The organism is Paenibacillus selenitireducens, from assembly GCF_002021565.1.
In the GTDB taxonomy this organism is placed as follows: domain Bacteria; phylum Bacillota; class Bacilli; order Paenibacillales; family Paenibacillaceae; genus Paenibacillus_K; species Paenibacillus_K selenitireducens.
Genome location: NZ_MSZX01000001.1, coordinates 496,959 through 514,476 on the forward strand (window position 1 = coordinate 496,959; position 17,518 = coordinate 514,476).

Annotated in this window: 15 protein-coding genes and 1 pseudogene; 12 read left to right on the top strand and 4 right to left on the bottom strand. The window is 42.9% G+C overall.

Annotated elements, in window-relative coordinates; translation table 11 throughout:
• Positions 1 to 10: 10 nt before the first annotated feature.
• Positions 11 to 844, top strand: a complete 834-nt coding sequence (locus tag BVG16_RS02270) for a divergent polysaccharide deacetylase family protein (protein ID WP_078496902.1) — start codon at positions 11 to 13, stop codon at positions 842 to 844.
• Here BVG16_RS02270 and BVG16_RS02275 read toward each other — a convergent pair.
• Positions 826 to 1,533 carry an N-acetylmuramoyl-L-alanine amidase family protein gene (locus tag BVG16_RS02275; protein ID WP_078496903.1) on the bottom strand — a complete coding sequence of 236 codons (708 nt, stop codon included), beginning with the start codon at positions 1,531 to 1,533 and terminating at the stop codon, positions 826 to 828. The genes BVG16_RS02270 and BVG16_RS02275 overlap by 19 nt on opposite strands.
• Before the next feature lie 130 nt (positions 1,534 to 1,663).
• Here BVG16_RS02275 and BVG16_RS02280 point away from each other — a divergent pair, with 130 nt between their 5' ends.
• Positions 1,664 to 1,888, top strand: a complete 225-nt coding sequence (locus BVG16_RS02280; protein ID WP_078496904.1) for a YqzE family protein — start codon at positions 1,664 to 1,666, stop codon at positions 1,886 to 1,888.
• Positions 1,889 to 1,987: 99 nt separating this feature from the next.
• Entirely contained in the window at positions 1,988 to 2,527 is a 540-nt protein-coding gene (locus tag BVG16_RS02285) for a DUF402 domain-containing protein (protein ID WP_233146880.1), read from the top strand.
• Between the two features lie 90 nt (positions 2,528 to 2,617).
• On the opposite strand, the gene BVG16_RS02290 is transcribed toward BVG16_RS02285, so the two are convergent.
• The 3 genes from BVG16_RS02290 to BVG16_RS02300 form a co-directional block, all read right to left on the bottom strand.
• Positions 2,618 to 3,580 (bottom strand): hypothetical protein, encoded by a 963-nt coding sequence (locus BVG16_RS02290; RefSeq protein ID WP_078496906.1) that lies wholly within the window; start codon positions 3,578 to 3,580, stop codon positions 2,618 to 2,620.
• Between the two features lie 136 nt (positions 3,581 to 3,716).
• Positions 3,717 to 4,598: a YqhG family protein gene (locus BVG16_RS02295; protein WP_078496907.1), complete on the bottom strand. Its 882-nt coding sequence runs from the start codon at positions 4,596 to 4,598 to the stop codon at positions 3,717 to 3,719.
• Positions 4,598 to 6,346 (bottom strand): DEAD/DEAH box helicase, encoded by a 1,749-nt coding sequence (locus BVG16_RS02300; RefSeq protein ID WP_078496908.1) that lies wholly within the window; start codon positions 6,344 to 6,346, stop codon positions 4,598 to 4,600. The genes BVG16_RS02295 and BVG16_RS02300 overlap by 1 nt, the downstream gene beginning before the upstream one ends.
• A 357-nt stretch (positions 6,347 to 6,703) precedes the next feature.
• Here BVG16_RS02300 and BVG16_RS02305 point away from each other — a divergent pair, with 357 nt between their 5' ends.
• From BVG16_RS02305 to BVG16_RS02340, 9 genes and pseudogenes are all read left to right on the top strand, one after another.
• A complete protein-coding gene (locus BVG16_RS02305; protein ID WP_078497264.1) occupies positions 6,704 to 9,310 on the top strand; it encodes an adenosylcobalamin-dependent ribonucleoside-diphosphate reductase in 2,607 nt (868 codons plus the stop codon).
• Positions 9,311 to 9,617: 307 nt separating this feature from the next.
• Positions 9,618 to 10,091: a hypothetical protein gene (locus BVG16_RS02310; RefSeq protein WP_078496909.1), complete on the top strand. Its 474-nt coding sequence runs from the start codon at positions 9,618 to 9,620 to the stop codon at positions 10,089 to 10,091.
• Positions 10,092 to 10,166: 75 nt separating this feature from the next.
• Positions 10,167 to 10,328 (top strand): annotated as a pseudogene (locus tag BVG16_RS34170) (TSCPD domain-containing protein); the annotation flags it as partial.
• Positions 10,329 to 10,646: 318 nt separating this feature from the next.
• Positions 10,647 to 11,426 (top strand): amino acid ABC transporter substrate-binding protein, encoded by a 780-nt coding sequence (locus BVG16_RS02315; protein ID WP_078496910.1) that lies wholly within the window; start codon positions 10,647 to 10,649, stop codon positions 11,424 to 11,426.
• A 73-nt stretch (positions 11,427 to 11,499) separates the two neighbouring features.
• Positions 11,500 to 12,165 carry an amino acid ABC transporter permease gene (locus BVG16_RS02320; protein ID WP_078496911.1) on the top strand — a complete coding sequence of 222 codons (666 nt, stop codon included), beginning with the start codon at positions 11,500 to 11,502 and terminating at the stop codon, positions 12,163 to 12,165.
• Positions 12,165 to 12,914, top strand: a complete 750-nt coding sequence (locus BVG16_RS02325) for an amino acid ABC transporter ATP-binding protein (RefSeq protein WP_408635278.1) — start codon at positions 12,165 to 12,167, stop codon at positions 12,912 to 12,914. The genes BVG16_RS02320 and BVG16_RS02325 overlap by 1 nt, the downstream gene beginning before the upstream one ends.
• 432 nt (positions 12,915 to 13,346) lie before the next feature.
• Positions 13,347 to 14,087 (top strand): LytR/AlgR family response regulator transcription factor, encoded by a 741-nt coding sequence (locus BVG16_RS02330; protein WP_078496913.1) that lies wholly within the window; start codon positions 13,347 to 13,349, stop codon positions 14,085 to 14,087.
• Positions 14,088 to 14,095: 8 nt separating this feature from the next.
• The gene (locus BVG16_RS02335; RefSeq protein WP_078496914.1) at positions 14,096 to 15,418 is read left to right on the top strand and encodes a sensor histidine kinase; all 1,323 of its coding nucleotides are present in this window, start codon (positions 14,096 to 14,098) and stop codon (positions 15,416 to 15,418) included.
• A gap of 202 nt (positions 15,419 to 15,620) precedes the next feature.
• Complete coding sequence (locus BVG16_RS02340) at positions 15,621 to 17,486, top strand: EAL domain-containing protein (protein ID WP_078496915.1); 1,866 nt, start codon at positions 15,621 to 15,623, stop codon at positions 17,484 to 17,486.
• The last annotated feature ends 32 nt before the right edge of the window (positions 17,487 to 17,518 follow it).

Here is a 17,518-nt window from a genome sequence, read left to right on the forward strand (position 1 = left end):
AGGGATTACCATGGTACGAAAGCGTAAAGGTTGGGGATCGAGTGCAAGACGACGCTTGTTAATGGTTCTTTTCCTGCTTGCCCTAGGTATGCAAGGGATATCTAAACCTATAATGGCTGGGCCCGCCTCGTCTGAACAACCTCAACTCGAATTGCCGCTTCAGCAGAAGAAGGTCGCGCTTGTCATTGATGATTTCGGCAACAACATGAAAGGAACGGAGAAGATGTTAAGTTTGCCGATCACGTTCACGGTCGCGGTGATGCCTTTCTTGCAGACAACGAAGCAGGATGCAGAAATGGCCCATAAGCTTGGTCATGATGTCATTGTCCATATGCCTATGGAGCCAAAGAATGGAAATCCGAGTTGGCTCGGACCAGGTGCGATCACAACACGCATGTCAGACGAAGAAATTCGGACGCGTGTCGAAGCGGCGATTAACGAGGTTCCGCATGCTATCGGTATGAATAATCATATGGGCTCGAAGGTAACCGGCGATGAACGCGTCATGCGCGTTGTGCTTCAAGTATGCAAGGAACGTGGGTTGTTTTTTCTGGATAGTCATACGAATTATCGGACGGTTGCGCCCAAAGTTGCCCGAGAACTCGGTGTTCCGATTGCTGAGAATCAAATGTTCCTTGATGATGAATATACGGTGAAGCATATTTCCGGACAAGTTCGAAAAATTCAACAGTACATGCAAACCCACGAGCAATGCATCGTTATAGGACATGTTGGCGTAGGAGGACCGAAGACGGCATCCGTTCTTTCTGAAACGATACCTCAATTGAAAGCGTCCATGACCTTCGTCCGCGTAGCTGAGCTCGCTCATAAGACGGATAAATAATTTTGTAAAGCACCCGCAATGGATCTGGCAATTTCGGTCTGTTTGTCGGGGTCACATAGCATTTGACGGTCTTCTGCATTACTGATGAAGCCGGTTTCCACAATGACAGCCGGTTGATTGACGCGGCGGAGCAAATAAAATGGTTTTCCACTCTGGATCTCCCGAGATGTTCCATATAATTTGTTTAAAGAATTCTGGATCAACGCAGCAAGCAGAATACTGCGGCCTTCTTCCTTATAGAGGACGACAGGGCCGCGGCGAGCTCTGTTCTTATTCCAATTGACATGAAGACTCACGAGCAGCTCGGTAGGGATTTCTTCGGTAAGTTGTCTGCGCTGAGCTAGATCTTTACGGTGTCTAGATTTGTTGTTTAACCAGTGATTCTCCTCGCTGAGTGCATAATCACCGTTCCGATTTAGAACGGATGGAATACCAAGTTTCTGAAGTATCAGATACAATCGGGTACCGATTTCCAAATTAATGTTCTTCTCCAATAAATCTTGATGACTGGTACCTCCATCTATGCCGCCATGTCCCACATCAATGACAATGACGGGATGGGCAAATATATTCTTACTCGCATCTGGTGGTGATTCATTGGGCTCAGCAGCGATGACCTGTAGAGGACAACTAAGAGCGAGTATAATGGCAAGAATGAACAGCATGAATGGCTTCATTGTTAATCTCATAATATGGGAATCCTCCTTGAAAAAGCTTCCTAAATAGGGTGCTCAAATTGTGAAAAATGATGCGTGACGTTTAATTTTTGAGCATTTGGAGCAATCTATAGGTAAGGAAAACGACAAGGAGGTTCATGCGATGGCTAAAGCACCGAAAGGCGACGAGTTGGTGAAATACATTACAGAACGTGTCGTGGTTTACATGGAGACGCCAAAAGAGGTCCGTAAACAGAATAAACAATCGAAAGAACCTTGGGTATTACGTTGGTTCGGATATGCCCCATACAGTATTCTGCAATGGTTCCAAATGAACTTCAAATCCGAAGCCGTTCAAAAAGAAGCTCCGCCTTCCTCGAAAGTGTGAAGGCAGGCGCTTTTTTTTTTATGGATGCATGCTACAATAATAAACGAAGCGTTACATACATCTATGCAGAAACAATGGGGGAAGAGAACGTTGCTACGAATGAAACGAAAAATTGCTGATTTGTCGGATTGGACACATCAATTAGAGAAAACTTACCGTCAAATGTCGGTCAATGAACCGAATTATCATGGAACCGTCACAATGGTGACATTCGATCGCGTGACAGAACCGATTTGGTATCATGTGGGGTCACAAGATCCGTATTGCATTATGGATAATGGTTATGTGTGGATGCAATATTTTCCGAACGGGGTAGGATATGCGGTGACAACCGTCATCAATCGGGAGGGTGAACTGGTACATCACTACATCGATATTCATAGCGGAACTTTATTTACGCCACAGCAGGTCCCTTATTTTTATGACTTGTTTCTCGATTTGGTTGTTCTTCCGAGTGGCGAGCGTGTGATCTTGGATGAGGATGAGTTACGGCAAGCGCTTCAAGAACAAGTGGTTACGAAAGGTCAATTTAATCTTGCGTATCAAATATTAGAAGAGCTGCTGCATGAACTGGCAAAAGGAACTTTATGGCTTGATCGATGGAAGCAAGATGTGCGTCAATTTCAAGCTTTAACATAGGATCGTATCGTAAAAAGAAAATGGCGTCTGCTCGACCATCAGAAGGGTCGGACAGGCGCCATCGGTATGAATAAGGGCGATTTGCGGCGATTATTTGAAGAAATAACCGAAGGGCTGAAGACTTTGGAACGGGATCCATCGTGTTCCTTGCTCTTCCATCATGAGATACGTGTGTTCTCCCCACTGTTGGTATCCTGAAATGGACATCGGTACCATATAAGAATCCTTGAACCAGTTGGAGACATACGTGATTTTTGCTTTTTGATCTATTTGCTCCGTTATTTGGGAGGCTTGTTGAATCGGTAGCGGGTCATGTGTCAGCCAATTTATCCGTTCAAAAGGATCAAAGGGTTGAATCGTCTGGATCGATGGCGCAGCCGTTGTTGTCAAAGGCTTGAATTGTAGAGGTGCTCGAGCCATAACTTGCTCCTGTGCTTTCCATTTAGCATCCGTAATGAGCAGCACTTCCCCTGTCTTCGCATTGATATAGGAAGCGGGCTTGCCTGTGGACTCGACACGCCAGACCGCAAGCATGGGGTGAAGATAATACCGCTCAAATTTGATATGGGACTGTTGGAATAGTTGTTCAGGTTTGATTTTCGAAGAGATGAGTTCATGCTGTACCAGGGAAGGATACAGCGTATTTATACTGAATAATGGGCTTGGACCGACTCCATATTCGGTTAAGATGGGTTCTTGATTTTCCGACGCGCTAATAATCATATATCCGATTTCTTTGTCTTGCTTCGACAGAAGCACGAGCCATCCGTGTGTACCAGGTCCGAGCGGGTAAATGGAATAGGAAGCATCCTGCCATGCCGTAAATGGCGCGTTCTTGGATAAATCTTTCTTCCATTTATCAATATGGCTTACAAGTGCTTCATGATCAATGCCCTGCGGTGGCTCTGCTTGTACTTGTGTTGTATAGACGGATTGAGACACGGAGACGGTGGCGTGAACCTTAGTAGGGACACTTACATTGTCCAATCCCAGGAGGATCAAAGTGCCTGTAAGCGTTGAGATTATCGTTCGAAAGAAACGAGACCGTTGCATCGTTACATCACCTTCTTGCGTTTTATTGGTATGTTCTCATTGTAGGGGACAAGCCTCGAGAAGGTTGTTACAACCTGTCGCTGAGGGGTCGTGCTCGTCCGTTCTATTTTTGCAGTACTTTAGCGAGAATCGTCTGTTATTGCATATCGTGTGCTCGAATATGAAAGATTCCGCAGTTTATGACAGATACACGGATACGTGGGTCATATTGCCACGTCAATTCTTGCGTCCGATTGGCATATTGGTCTTCGACGGTTTTCTTCTGCTCCTCGTCATCCGTCTTTAACAAAACCTCATAATAGCTGTCAATGCGTGCGATTTCATCCTTCAAGCGGTCGCGGGCTTCGACAGCCCAAGTATCATCATACGATTTCAGCTTTTTCTCCACGTATTGTTCCAACATATTTTTTGCACGGGACAATGTCATGCTGCCCCGCGTCACATGGACGTTGGCCGGCAGTCTTGGCGTCATTTTCCGCGTTAACATATCGTCGCAGAACTGTTCTGCAATTTCGCCTGTAATCATCGAGATGCCAAGAGAATGCAGCTCTTCACGTTTCATATCGCATGCGAACTCGATCTTGATATTCAATCCAAGCCATGGTTCATACGGGGTAGACGCAGGAATTGATTTCTGCTCCGATGTCGGTTGCTCGAAGAGATGCACATAAGAACCGCCTGTCTTCGCAGCTTGGAAGAATTGGTCTAAGCGGCGGCTGCCATAGGGAACATCTTCTTTCAACAATCGGAACGCGTTCATACCGGGTCCTGGCGGTGGATCGGGCGGAAGGTCTGACATTTTGTTGCGATCAAATATAAAGCAAAACTTCATCGTCTCCGGCTCGACACCCGTACGGTCCACATATCCCCAATAGTACGGTCGATTCGTAAGCTCGCGATCCGCTTGTGGGGAGAGCTTCACGATGACATGCCCTGGTGATTTCTCAATAATGTGACAGTTGGTCGTATCAAGATAACGAAGAACATATTGTTGGACTTGCTTCGCGGACATGACCATTAATTCGCTTCCACCTCCGGTTCTTTCTCTACATAAGGTTCGCTTGCGACGGTATTTGCAATTTCTTTGAAAGATTTGCCAAGCGAATCGACATTCGCCCGAATTTCGTCCTCCGAGTTGGCCTCCAACATCATTTTATATAAGCGTTTCTCCAGCGAATCCTGTTTTTCCATCCGTTCGAGGATGACATCGAGTTGACCAATAACCAATTCAAACATATTGATTTTTTCATGGAGCAGGTTTAGAATATGTTCTTCAATGGTTCCTGACGTAGATAAATTGTAGATTTTGACGTCATTCGTCTGACCTAGACGGTGCACCCGGCCAATCCGTTGTTCCACGCGCATCGGGTTCCACGGCAGGTCAAAATTGATCATATGGTGACAGAATTGCAGGTTAATGCCTTCACCGCCAGCTTCCGTTGCGATCATTATTTGAGCACGGCTGCGGAATAAGTCCATCATCCAATCTTTCTTGCCGCGATTCATGCCGCCGCTATAGGGGACAGCGATAATATCTTTGCTGCGGAAGAAGTTGAGTAAGTAATCTTGGGTCTGGCGATATTCGGTGAAGATAATGACCTTATCGTTCATTTCTTCGATTAATTCCAAGGCTTTCTCAGCTTTGGTGTTCGCCTTGATTCGCTTGATTTTCTCTACAAGTTCCCAAATTTTCGCGTGGATCGGAGAATCTGGCGGTGTCTTTTTCGACAGATTAATCAACGTTAAAAACACGGCGTCCCGACTGCTGCATACTTCGCGCTGCAGGGTCACGAGGGAGAGCATACTGCTGATATCGCCGTTTAATTCGTTGTAACGTTCCTTCACGAAGGTTGTAACCCCGTTATAGAGATCCAATTCCTCATCGGATAGGGTTAACGGCACATTCTTAACGAATCGCTTCGTAAAACCTATATTGCCATCACTGCGGCGATTGCGAATCATAACTTTAGAAAGTTCTTTTTGAAGCTGACCTTCATTCTTCGGTAGACGCTTGCCGACAATGAAGTTGGCTGCAAAATCACCAACACCGCCAAGTTGTCCCGGCTTCAATAACGTAATGAGATTGTAAAGCTCGCTTAAGTCATTTTGTACAGGGGTTGCGGTGAGCAGCAGACAATACTTTTTGCGTAACTGGGTAATAAATTGGTAGTTCGTTGTTTTTTTATTTTTCAACTTATGGGCTTCATCGATGATTAACATGTCGTATTCATTCGATAATAACAAGTCTTTGTGCGGATCGCGCTTCGCGGTATCCATCGATGCGACAACGACATCGTAATGCCAGGTATATTCTTTTTTTTGTGCCACGGCGGGAATGCCGAATTTTTGATTCAGCTCGCGCACCCATTGCAATACAAGAGATGCAGGAACAAGAATGAGTACTTTGCGGGCGAGGCCGCGAACCAGATATTCTTTTAGGATCAATCCGGCTTCGATGGTTTTGCCTAAACCTACCTCGTCGGCTAAGATGGCACGTCCGCGCATTTCATGAAGCACTTTGGTGGCCGTATCGATTTGATGCGGAAGCGGTTCTAAATTGGATAAATGTTTCAAGCATTGCAGCTCGTCAAAGCTGGATACGATTCTGGATTGCTCTGCTTCATAGGCGAGACCGAATAAAGTGAAGTCATCCCAAGGACCGTTCTTGTTCAGCCGTTGTTCCAGCTCGGAGAACCACGTTCGATCGAATTGAATGTCGACGGGAGCATGTTTCTGTCGTGATGGATTACCAGGGTTTATGGGCATGATGGGTTAGGCTCCTCCTTGATGGTCTTCGTTGCATGCAAATCAATGCATTGTATTTAGTTAGTATGGACGAAAATAGGCGGGTTCATAACTGAATGTTTATATTCAAGAACTCTAGGTTTCACAGATTTCAAGTGTTAAAATAGAGAGATTGATAGAGGAAATCGTAGATTGATTGAACCTAATCGGGGTTCTTGAGCTAAATTCCACATCAATCCATTAGAATGTACAATATGTAGTATAGTATAATGATTATCGCACACAATATATTGTGGAATTTACATACAATAACAAAGCAAGATGTGCGCGGAATCACAGGCAATATCGATGTTATTATGTTATGGGAGGTTGTTTTTGTTGAAAACGATGCAGAAGCAGCGGTTGGAAGGATTAAGCGAGAAAATATTTTTGGATCGTTATGCGTGGAAGAACGCAGACACCAATGAGACGAAAGTCGGGGATATGGTGTTGGTTCTCACGAAGGATGATCCGAAATTTCCAGCTAAAGAAGTCGGGGAAGTTATTGAGCGTGACGGTCGTCACGTAAAAGTAAGGACTCGCAGCGGAGAAATGGTTGAATCGACCGTCGAGAAATTGACGCTGACTGTCGAGAAGACGCCGGAAGAGATGTGGGATCGACTCGCAGCGGCAATGGCATCGGTGGAGAAAACGCCTGAACTGCAACAACAATGGACAGACAACTTCAGATATATATTAGATGATTGGAAGTTAGTTCCTGGCGGACGGATCGCTGCAGGAGCGGGTGCAAGTGAGGAGTTAACCCTATTTAACTGTTATGTTATTCCATCACCAAAAGATAGTCGCGGCGGCATTATGTCGACGTTATCTGAAATGACTGAGATTATGGCTCGCGGCGGCGGTGTAGGCATCAACTTATCCTCTCTGCGTCCTCGTCGTGCGATTGTAAAAGGCGTGAATGGTTCTTCCAGCGGTGCCGTTTCATGGGGTGGATTATTCAGCTATACAACAGGCTTAATTGAACAAGGCGGCAGCCGTCGCGGAGCATTAATGCTGATGATTAATGATTGGCATCCAGATTTGATGGATTTCATTACGGTGAAGCAGACCATGGGTCAAGTGACGAATGCGAATCTCTCAGTTTGTGTCAGTAATGGCTTCATGGAAGCTGTGAAAAAAGATTTAGAGTGGGATCTTGTCTTCCCGGATACAACGGATCCTGAGTACAACGAACTGTGGGATGGCGATCTAGACAAGTGGAAGAAGCTTGGCAAGAACGTTCTACACTATCGTACGGTTAGAGCACGTGACGTATGGCATACGATTATGGAATCGGCGTGGAAATCGGCTGAACCCGGCGTCGTATTCATGGAATACTACAATCAAATGTCGAATAGCTGGTATTTTAACCCGATTATTTGTACAAACCCATGTGGTGAGCAAGGTTTGCCGGGTTGGGGCGTATGTAACTTATCTGCGATGAACTTATCGAAGTTCTATGATGAAGAGAATCATGATGTGGATTGGGAAGAACTAGGGAAGGTTACACGTTATTCCGTACGTTTCTTAGATAACGTTATTGACAAAACGCCTTATCACTTCGAAGAAAATAAAGAAAATCAGCAAAAAGAGCGCCGTGTGGGCTTAGGTACCATGGGTCTTGCTGAGCTGATGATTAAATTGCAAATTCGCTACGGAAGTCCGGAATCTCTGGAGTTCTTAGATAAACTATATGGTTTTATTGCAAAAGAATCTTATCTTGCATCGGCAGAGATTGCTGGCGAGAAGGGCTCCTTCAAAGCGTTCGATCTAGAACCGTTCATGCAGAGCGGATTTATGAAAAATATTACAAGTGTCTACCCTGAAGTGGGTGCGGCGATTGCTGAACATGGTATGCGTAACGTTACCGTGATTACACAAGCTCCAACAGGAAGCACGGGGACGATGGTTGGGACATCTACAGGAATCGAGCCCTACTTTGCTTTTAAATTCTTCCGTCAAAGCCGTCTTGGTTATGATGAGCAGTTCGTTCCGATCGCACAAGATTGGATCAATGCGCATCCAGGCGAAGAATTGCCGGATTACTTCGTGACTGCCATGGATCTCTTAGCAGAAGATCATATCCGCTCGCAAGCGGCGATTCAACGTTGGGTGGATAGTTCGATTTCCAAAACGGCGAATTGTCCGTCCGACTTTACCGTTGAAGATACCAAACGTCTGTATGAATTGGCGTTCGATCTTGGCTGTAAAGGGGTTACGATCTATCGTGACGGCAGCCGCGACGTGCAGGTCTTGAATACCGAGAAGAAGGAAGATAAGCAAGAATCTGCCGTAGCAACTGAAGCAGCTGTAACGAAAGATGAGAAAGGTTCTATCGACACTTTGGACAAATCCCTAGCCGTAAAGGTCGATGATGACACCAAAAAAGTGTTCGACAAGCAATATAAGAGCCGTCCGCAAGTATTACGCGGGGCAACGTACAAGATTAACACACCATTCGGCATGGCTTACATTACGATCAATGATAATGAAGGAATTCCAAGCGAAATCTTCTTAAACGTAGGTAAAGCAGGGTCTGACGTATTCGCGATGGCGGAAGCGTTGGGTCGCGTATGTTCCTTGTTCCTGCGTTATGGTGACCATGGTCAGAAAGAAGCATTGCTCATCAAGCACTTGAAAGGCATTGGAGGTTCTGGTGCGATCGGCTTCGGTGCGAATCGTGTAGAATCCATTGCAGATGCGGTGGCGAAAGCCCTTGAAGCACACATTGAGAGCAATGAGCACGCGGCTGCTTACGAGCATATCGCCCCAATCGCCGCGACGATTGCGGTGGAAGAATCAGAAGCAGATACGCATGCAGGGCACAGCCATCATGAAGATGCCTATGCTTCGCGCGATCTATGTACATCATGCGGGTCCGCATCGCTGATTAACATTGAGGGATGTAAGACATGCTCGAATTGTGGGTATAGCCGTTGCGGGTAATTAGGGATAAAGAGTAATTTTATGAACTTATATGAAAGTGTGTTGACTATGTTATGTCAACACACTTTTTGTTTTTCTTCATAACAGAATAGTGATCATATCAAAAATTCAATTCTAGTGATACAAAACACAATAAAATGTGAAGTCAGTTCATGAAATAACATGTATTTCTCATACCATTTTAATAATTAAAGGGTATGTTTTAGTTATCTTAACAAAGGGAGGAATTACAATTCATATACGTGAAAACAAAATAACGAAACAGACATTGATTCCCGAAAAAGAACGAATATGGGTGATTGGTGCAATGGCTGTATCTGTGCTACTTGTGCTATGGGGACTCTGGAACATGTTGAATCTTCCGTCTGCAACTCTGCACAGCCGTCGATTCGAAGAAACGTTTAAGAGCTATGGTTCGATTGCAAGATTAGCCTTATTTTTTGTACTAGCTAATTATGTGCTATTATTCATCGTCAAACAGCGTGTATGGAATCGTATGGGTAACATAAAAAAGTGGATCGTTTTATTGCTGCGATTCGTTCGGAAATGGCATACACCTATTGCAATACTCGCCATTGCTTTTATTCTACTTCATGTGGTAGCAGTCTTTATGTATGGGTTTAAATTTGATTTCACCAGTATAAGTGGGTTACTTGCGCTGTTAGTCTTGCTGCCGGTGCCGGTTTCGGGCTTGTTTCGATATAAGAGGCTAGATCGAAAGTGGCATTTGCGATCGGGACTGATTTTCGCCGTTTTATTTTTGATGCACGCTTTTCTATAATAATGCATGCAAGCTGACTTGTTCAGTTAGCTTGCATTTTTTTTCGACTTCCACAAGAATTGTGATTCACAGTAAATCACGATCAATGAGAATGAAGGAATTCCAAGCGAAATCTTCTTAAACGTAGGTAAGGCAGGGTCTGACGAATTCGCGATGGCGGAAGCGTTGGGTCGCGTATGTTCCTTACTCCTGCGTTATGGTGACCATGGTCAGAAAGAAGCATTGCTCATCAAGCACTGAAAGAGCTTTAAACTCCAATTCCCAATTTTGCTTCATTTAATCCCCTTATCACGAAATCGAACAACGATTGTCATTGTACATCGACTATCGACTATTACCCATGCAAATCAAATCCTACTAATTGAAAAGTATTTATGACAAATGCCGCCTTTATTGTGGTAAAATATTCCGTTGACTTTTAGTTCCAATTTATATAAAATTTCTTTATTCATTTATCACTCTAATGTATTATCGTAGTAAAGCGTTTCTTACGATAACAAATCGATTCGATTGTTAGGCATCATAAATATTTTATTAAAGGTGGGTCTCGTAAATATGAAACGATTTTCAACTCTTATTTTGACAATGACAGCTATTTTTTTACTCATTACAGCATGCTCCAGCCCCCAATCAGAAAAAGGTAATAGCAAAGCTTTAGTGGTAGGAATTGACGATAAATTTGCACCCATGGGATTCAGAGATAACAACAATGAAATTGTAGGATTCGATATTGACTATGCAAAAGCTGCCGCTGAAAAAATGGGATCAACGATCGAATTTCAACCTATTGATTGGACAACAAAAGAATCTGAGCTTAGAAGTGGGAGGATCGATCTCATTTGGAATGGCTATACCATAACAGAAGATCGTAAAAAGAAGGTTCTCTTCACAAAACCATACTTAAAAAATGCACAAGTTATTGTCACGTTAGCTAATTCCAACATCACGAAACTAAACGATTTAGAAGGAAAAGTTGTTGGTCTTCAATCTCTTTCTTCTGCTTCAGACGCATTGAATGCTGATCCAATTCAATCTAAAGTTAAAAAAGTTGTAGAGTTTTCTGATAATGTTCTAGCTTTAAGCGATCTAAAATCTGGTCGTTTGGATGCAGTAGTTATTGATGAAGTTGTGATTAACTATTATATGTCTAAAGAAAAAGAGACCTTCAAGATATTAGGAGAAACATTAGCTCCTGAAGAATACGGAGTAGGTGTGAAAAAAGGCAATGAACAATTACTAGAAAAACTTCAGCAAGCTCTTCATGAGATGAACGTGGATGGGACAGCCGCTAAAATCTCGCAAAAATGGTTCGGAGAAGATAAGGTTTTAAAATAACTCAAATAAACAATTGAAGGCAAAACAGGAGTTCTTCACGGAACCCTGTTTTGTAATTTGGAGGAATATTTTCATGTCCTATGAATATATCAGCACAATCCTAAAACCTATGCTGGAAGGCGCACAGGCTACCATACTCCTGTTCTTGATAGCCATTATTGTATCGATCCCACTTGGTTTTCTATTAACACTAGCTGTGCGAAGCAGTTTCAAACTGCTTTCTAGGCTTGCCAGTGGCTATATTTACGTGATGAGAGGAACTCCACTGCTGCTGCAGCTTCTCGTTATATGCTTTGGATTGCCGATGCTGCCTGTAGTTGGAGACTATTTAGTGCTGGATCGTTTTGTCGCTGCTTGTTTAGGTTTTATTTTGAACTATACGGCATATTTTGCAGAAATCTACCGCGGAGGCCTGTTGGCAATTGATAAAGGTCAATATGAAGCTGCACAAGTTCTGGGCCTGAATAAAACGCAAACGACAATACGTATCATACTGCCGCAAATGTTTAGAATAGCACTACCTTCTGTTGCTAATGAATCGATAACCTTGGTGAAAGATACCGCGTTACTCTACGCTGTCGCTGTCCCGGAATTATTGCATTTTGCCCAAACTGCAGTGAATCGGGACTTTACGATTGTCCCCTATTTTATCGCGGGGATCATTTATTTGGTCATGACGCTCGTATTAACCATATTTTTCAAATGGCTTGAAAAAAGATTTAAATATGATAGGGAGTGATGTGTGTGAGTATCCTTGAAATAACAAAACTTCAAAAGTCATATGGTGAAATAGAGGTTCTCAAACAGATTACTTTTGATGTGAATAAAAACGATGTCATTGCAGTAATCGGTCCTTCAGGTTCAGGAAAAAGCACGATGCTGCGCAGTATAGTCAATCTAGAAAAAATAGATGGCGGCAGTATTCGTGTATGTGGCGATCATCTAGTAAAGGATGGAATTTATGCGAAACCTCAAGAGATAAAACAAATTACTTCCAAAATGGGGATGGTTTTTCAACATTTTAATCTTTTTCCGCATCTCACCGTAAAAGAGAATTTGGAACTTGCGCCAAAAATGTTAAAGATCGAACATGCTAAGGTCATCCAACAACGAAGTGCTGATCTCTTAGAGAAAGTTGGTCTGTCCGATCGAGCGGCTGCTTATCCGTCAAAATTATCAGGCGGTCAAAAACAAAGGGTAGCAATAGCGAGGGCACTTATGATGAACCCCGATATTATGTTATTTGATGAACCAACCTCTGCTTTAGATCCAGAATTGACGGGTGAAGTGCTTAAGGTAATGAAGCAGTTAGCGGAAGAGCATATGACAATGATTGTCGTGACACATGAGATGGGGTTCGCAAAGGAAGTAGCAAATCAGGTGATCTTCATGGACAACGGAAGGATCATTGAATCGGGTCACCCAACAGAATTGTTTATAAATCCTAAATTGGATCGAACCAAAGCATTCATAGAGCGCAGTTTTTAAATAATGGTGAACTAATTTGAAGAGCCGGAACCCTTGTTGGTTCAGGCTTTTTTCGTCTTAAGAGTAAAAAACCATAGCAGAAGGATGATCTATTCATGTGAAGGATATCTTCGCGCGCCAAGTCGGGGTAATGCTTGTTCTCAACTATCGCAATAATAGGTCGAATATTATTTGGAACAAAAAAGCGATCATTTGTGATGTGTGCCCCTGTTTCATGAACGAATCTGATAGTCTGATCAAAATTTATGCACTATATTTTTTTTGTTATTTCAATAGGTAAAAGGAAGGGGTTTGAAGCTAAATTTTAAGAATATCATTTTATATGCTGTGGAGCGGTGACAAATAACACTGATCAGTCGAAATTTTTAATAGATAATACGAGAGTTAATCTTGGAAATCAACAGTTATCAGTAGGAAATGGTGGGACAGGTCTTGGTTACTATTTTTTTATGCGATGACAATCAACAAATGTTAGATAACTATAGCGGTTTGATTACCAAATTTGCAAGTATAAACCAAATATTAATTACACTGTCTACTTTTGAAAGCGGGGAATCTCTGGTATTTCACTTGGCCGATTCTCCAAATCAGGCGGATATTATTTATCTGGATATTTTAATGGGACCACTGAATGGTATGGTAACAGCCAAGAAGCTGAGAGAGCTTGGCTGCAATTCGGAGATCATATTTCTCACAACAATTGAGGACTACGTTTTCGAGGCATTCGAAATTTCGCCGGTTCAATATCTGATCAAAGATTCTACTTCGGATGAGAGGTTTGAACAGATTTTAATGCGGGCCATTTCGTTGGCAGAGACGAAAAAGACGGAGATGTTCGTATGCGAATCTGGAAGCACTTGCAAAGTCATACCCATGAAAGATATTTCCTATCTTGAAATCTGGAAGCGGGTGGTCATGGTGCACTATAGAACAACAGAAACCTTTGAATATTATGGAACGATGGAACAGGTGGTACAGCAGCTGCGAGAAAAGGACTTTATCCGGGTACACCGTTCGTATATGGTGAATCTACAATATATTGTGAAATTCCAACCGCAAAGCCTACTTTTAAAGACGGGGGAGATGATTCCTATCGGTGTGACTTATTTGAAACTGGTGAAACAGGCATTTTCAGACTATATATCTCGGTCCAATATTTATTTGTCTAGATAGGGGGATACGTGCAGATATTGTTTGTTGTTCTATTGCTTACTTACAACGTAACTTCCCTCCTATATTATAAAAGACATTTTCCAACTAAACATGAGCACTGGCTCTACTACGTCGTTGCCGTTACATTCAATCTAACCTCCTACTTCGCAATGGATTATGTGAATCTTCCTCAAACCGGTGTATTGGTTACTATGGTCTTATTTATGGTAGAACTCAAGCTGCTTTTCCGTATAGATAGCCTGCAGTTGATGTATGGTGGCAGTTTATATATTTTTGTTCTTTATTGCTTTAGGGAAATTGTGGTTTCGGTTTTTGCTTTAATTTTAGGGAAAAGCATTATTATAGTACTTCAACAGGGTGTATATAATTACACAATTGATTCCATCGCAGTATTAGCTACCATGATTTTTGACCATCTTGTAAAAAAAAGTATCGCACCCGACGTGAAAATGAAACAATTGTTTCGCAATCGAAGGCAGTTGAAATTTGTTGTAATTCTTCAGTTCGCGCTTCTCTCCTACCTCATGACGATTAAAGATGGTCGTCATATTGATTCGAACGTCCTATGGTTTACACTATTACATATAAAATCCTGTCTCTTGAGTCTCGCTATGCTGGTAATTGTGTGGAACCAAACGATCTGGGTCTCATTTCTTCTGGAATATGAACGGCACACCCAGCAATTGCAGGAGCAGCTTGAACGGCAAATGCGACATTACAGAGCTTATCAAAAATACACGGAAAACTTTCGAAACTTTAAACATGATTATAATAACATGATGATATCTGTCAAGGCTCTGCTAAAAAATAAAGAGATTGATATAGCGGCAGGATTGATGGATGACATTCACGATACCATGCAAAAGAGTGTTCTGGTTCATAAAAATTATTCCGATAATGTGATACTGGATGCTATTTTGCAGGATGTGGCCAATACCTGTGAGGAATATAACATTCAGTTTTCGGCGATGGCACATATTCCAACACACACTGCGCTGTCCGAGCTAGATATCGTCCGTGTTTTTTCTAATGTGCTAAGTAATGCTATTGAAGCCTGCCGTAAGGTGCCGGATATTTCAGAACGGTTTATTGAAATCACAAGCAGCGCAAATGAAAGCTGGAGTTGTGTTGAGATATCAAATTCATTTACTGGTGAAATAAAGCTTGAAGATGACGGACTCGTTACCACCAAACAAAATAAGGAAAATCACGGTTTTGGTCTGAAAATCCTGAAGGAAATCATTGAGGATCTTGGAGGAGTGATGCTCATAGAGGCAGACCAAGTAGACAAAAAATTCACCATAAAGATTCATATCCCTAGGCATCCGTGATGGGGCTGTTAAGAGATGACTTCTGACATTCGTCAGGAGTCATTTTTTTTTATACGTTCATTCGGAACAAAAAAACAATGATTAACTACGAAGCGGAATGCGGAGTGTGGTTGAAATGCTACCATGAGCTAGTTGAGTTGGTGGCACGATATATATTCTTTACATCGCGTTTTTACGTTTACATGAAAGCAGGCACAATAAAATGATAGAAAAATTGGATAATCATGTGTCCAAGATCGAGAACCAGCAAATGATTGTGGCGATTCGAAAAGGTCTATTGCGAATATTGCCTTTGATTTTGATAGGCTATGTTATTCTTGCGGTCATCGATCTCCCAATCTTGGAATTTCAGAACATCCTGCTGCAAATTTTTGGAGAAGGATGGCGTGCGATTGCCATCTCGATTCATAAAGCAACAATTCAAACGATGGAGATCGCTACATTGATTACGGTTAGCTTCGCAATTGTAAATGAAAAGGAACTTGTAAGATCTGGCAGGGTAAGTCCAATCAGTGTAGTTATTACGACGCTTGTCTCTTTCAATGCCTTTACAAAGGATAAAAGTATGGTAATGGATATGAAATTTACAGGCTCAACAGGTATGTTAGGTGCTCTGGTTATAGCGGTTGTTGCATCCAATCTATTTTGTTTTATTTACAGCTGTCGTGACCGTATTCGGCCTGCAAATCCTTTTATCTATAAAGAGGACGCACTTATCAGATCATCTATTCGTGTTGTCGTACCCTCACTGCTAACCATATCTATGATCAGTGTGGCGAGGATGCTGCTTGATTTAACAGGACTGGCCGACAGTCAGACGATACTCTTGCAGAAGCTGACGCTCGCAGAAGACGGGATCTTAACCAAGGGTTTTTTTGATACCTTCGTATTTTTGGGCGGTGCGGGGGCAACCTTGGGTCTAGTGATTGCCTTGTTGGTTAGTCCCTACTACTTCGTCCCGTTCCTGTTTACGCCAATCATTCTCAGTGCGACAGCTTTTGTGTCCATCAGGATCGGATGGGTGCCAATGGTTACACAGCCAGCAGCGTGGACCACCCCCATTTTTCTTTCCGGTTATATGGGTACAGGCTCTGTCGCCGGAGCCGTGATGCAAGGCGTAAATCTACTGCTATCCACACTAATCTATACTCCTTTCATCCGCTTACAGATAAAGCACCAACAACGACAGCGCGTTGCGGTATTTAAGAATCTGGTAAAGGAAATTCAATATATCCAAGAAGCAACCCCAATAACCATCCTCCATCGCCAGGATGCAACAGGTTCTCTTGCCCGAATATTAGCTGTTGAGCTGGAATACGGACTTAAGAACAATAAACAAACGGTGCATTTGGAATACCAGCCCAAAGTAAACAGCAAATGTGAAGTGAGTGGAGCGGAGGCCCTTTTGCGCTGGAATCACCCCGTTTACGGCGATGTGTCGCCTCTGGTCATCGTATGTATTTGTGATGAGGCAGGCCTTACGAACCAATTGGGAACTTGGATTATGAAACAGGCATTTCGAGATTTACGGCGATGGCATGAACAAGGGCACAGCAGTCTGTCCCTGTCCGTCAATTTGAGCCCCCGACAACTTCAGGAGGATGATCATCTGGTTCAAACCATACAGTCCTGCATTGACCGGGCAGGTGTTGACCCCAAGTATATGGAGTTGGAGCTTACAGAAAATGCTGCGCTTGAGCCGAGCGACTCCACTCGACGCAAGTTTGAACAGATCAAGGCCACGGGGATAAATGTAGCTATTGACGATTTTGGAATGGGACATAGCTCTTTATTATATCTATGCGATTTCTATGTAAACATCGTGAAGGTAGATATTTCCTTAGTTCGTACAATCGTCAGCGATAAGCAGCGTCAGCAGATTGTAAAATCCATCATCTCGCTGTGTAGACAGTTGAATGTCAAGGTTGTGGCAGAGGGGGTAGAAACAAAACAACAGGTGGACATTCTGCAGGAACTAGGCTGCGGGCATTATCAAGGCTTTTATTTCAGTAAGTCGTTGCCTTTTAAGAAATTCTTAGAATTTGTCAATGAACATGGGGAATCGTGAAGGGAGGATGAATGGGAGGAATGTCCATATAC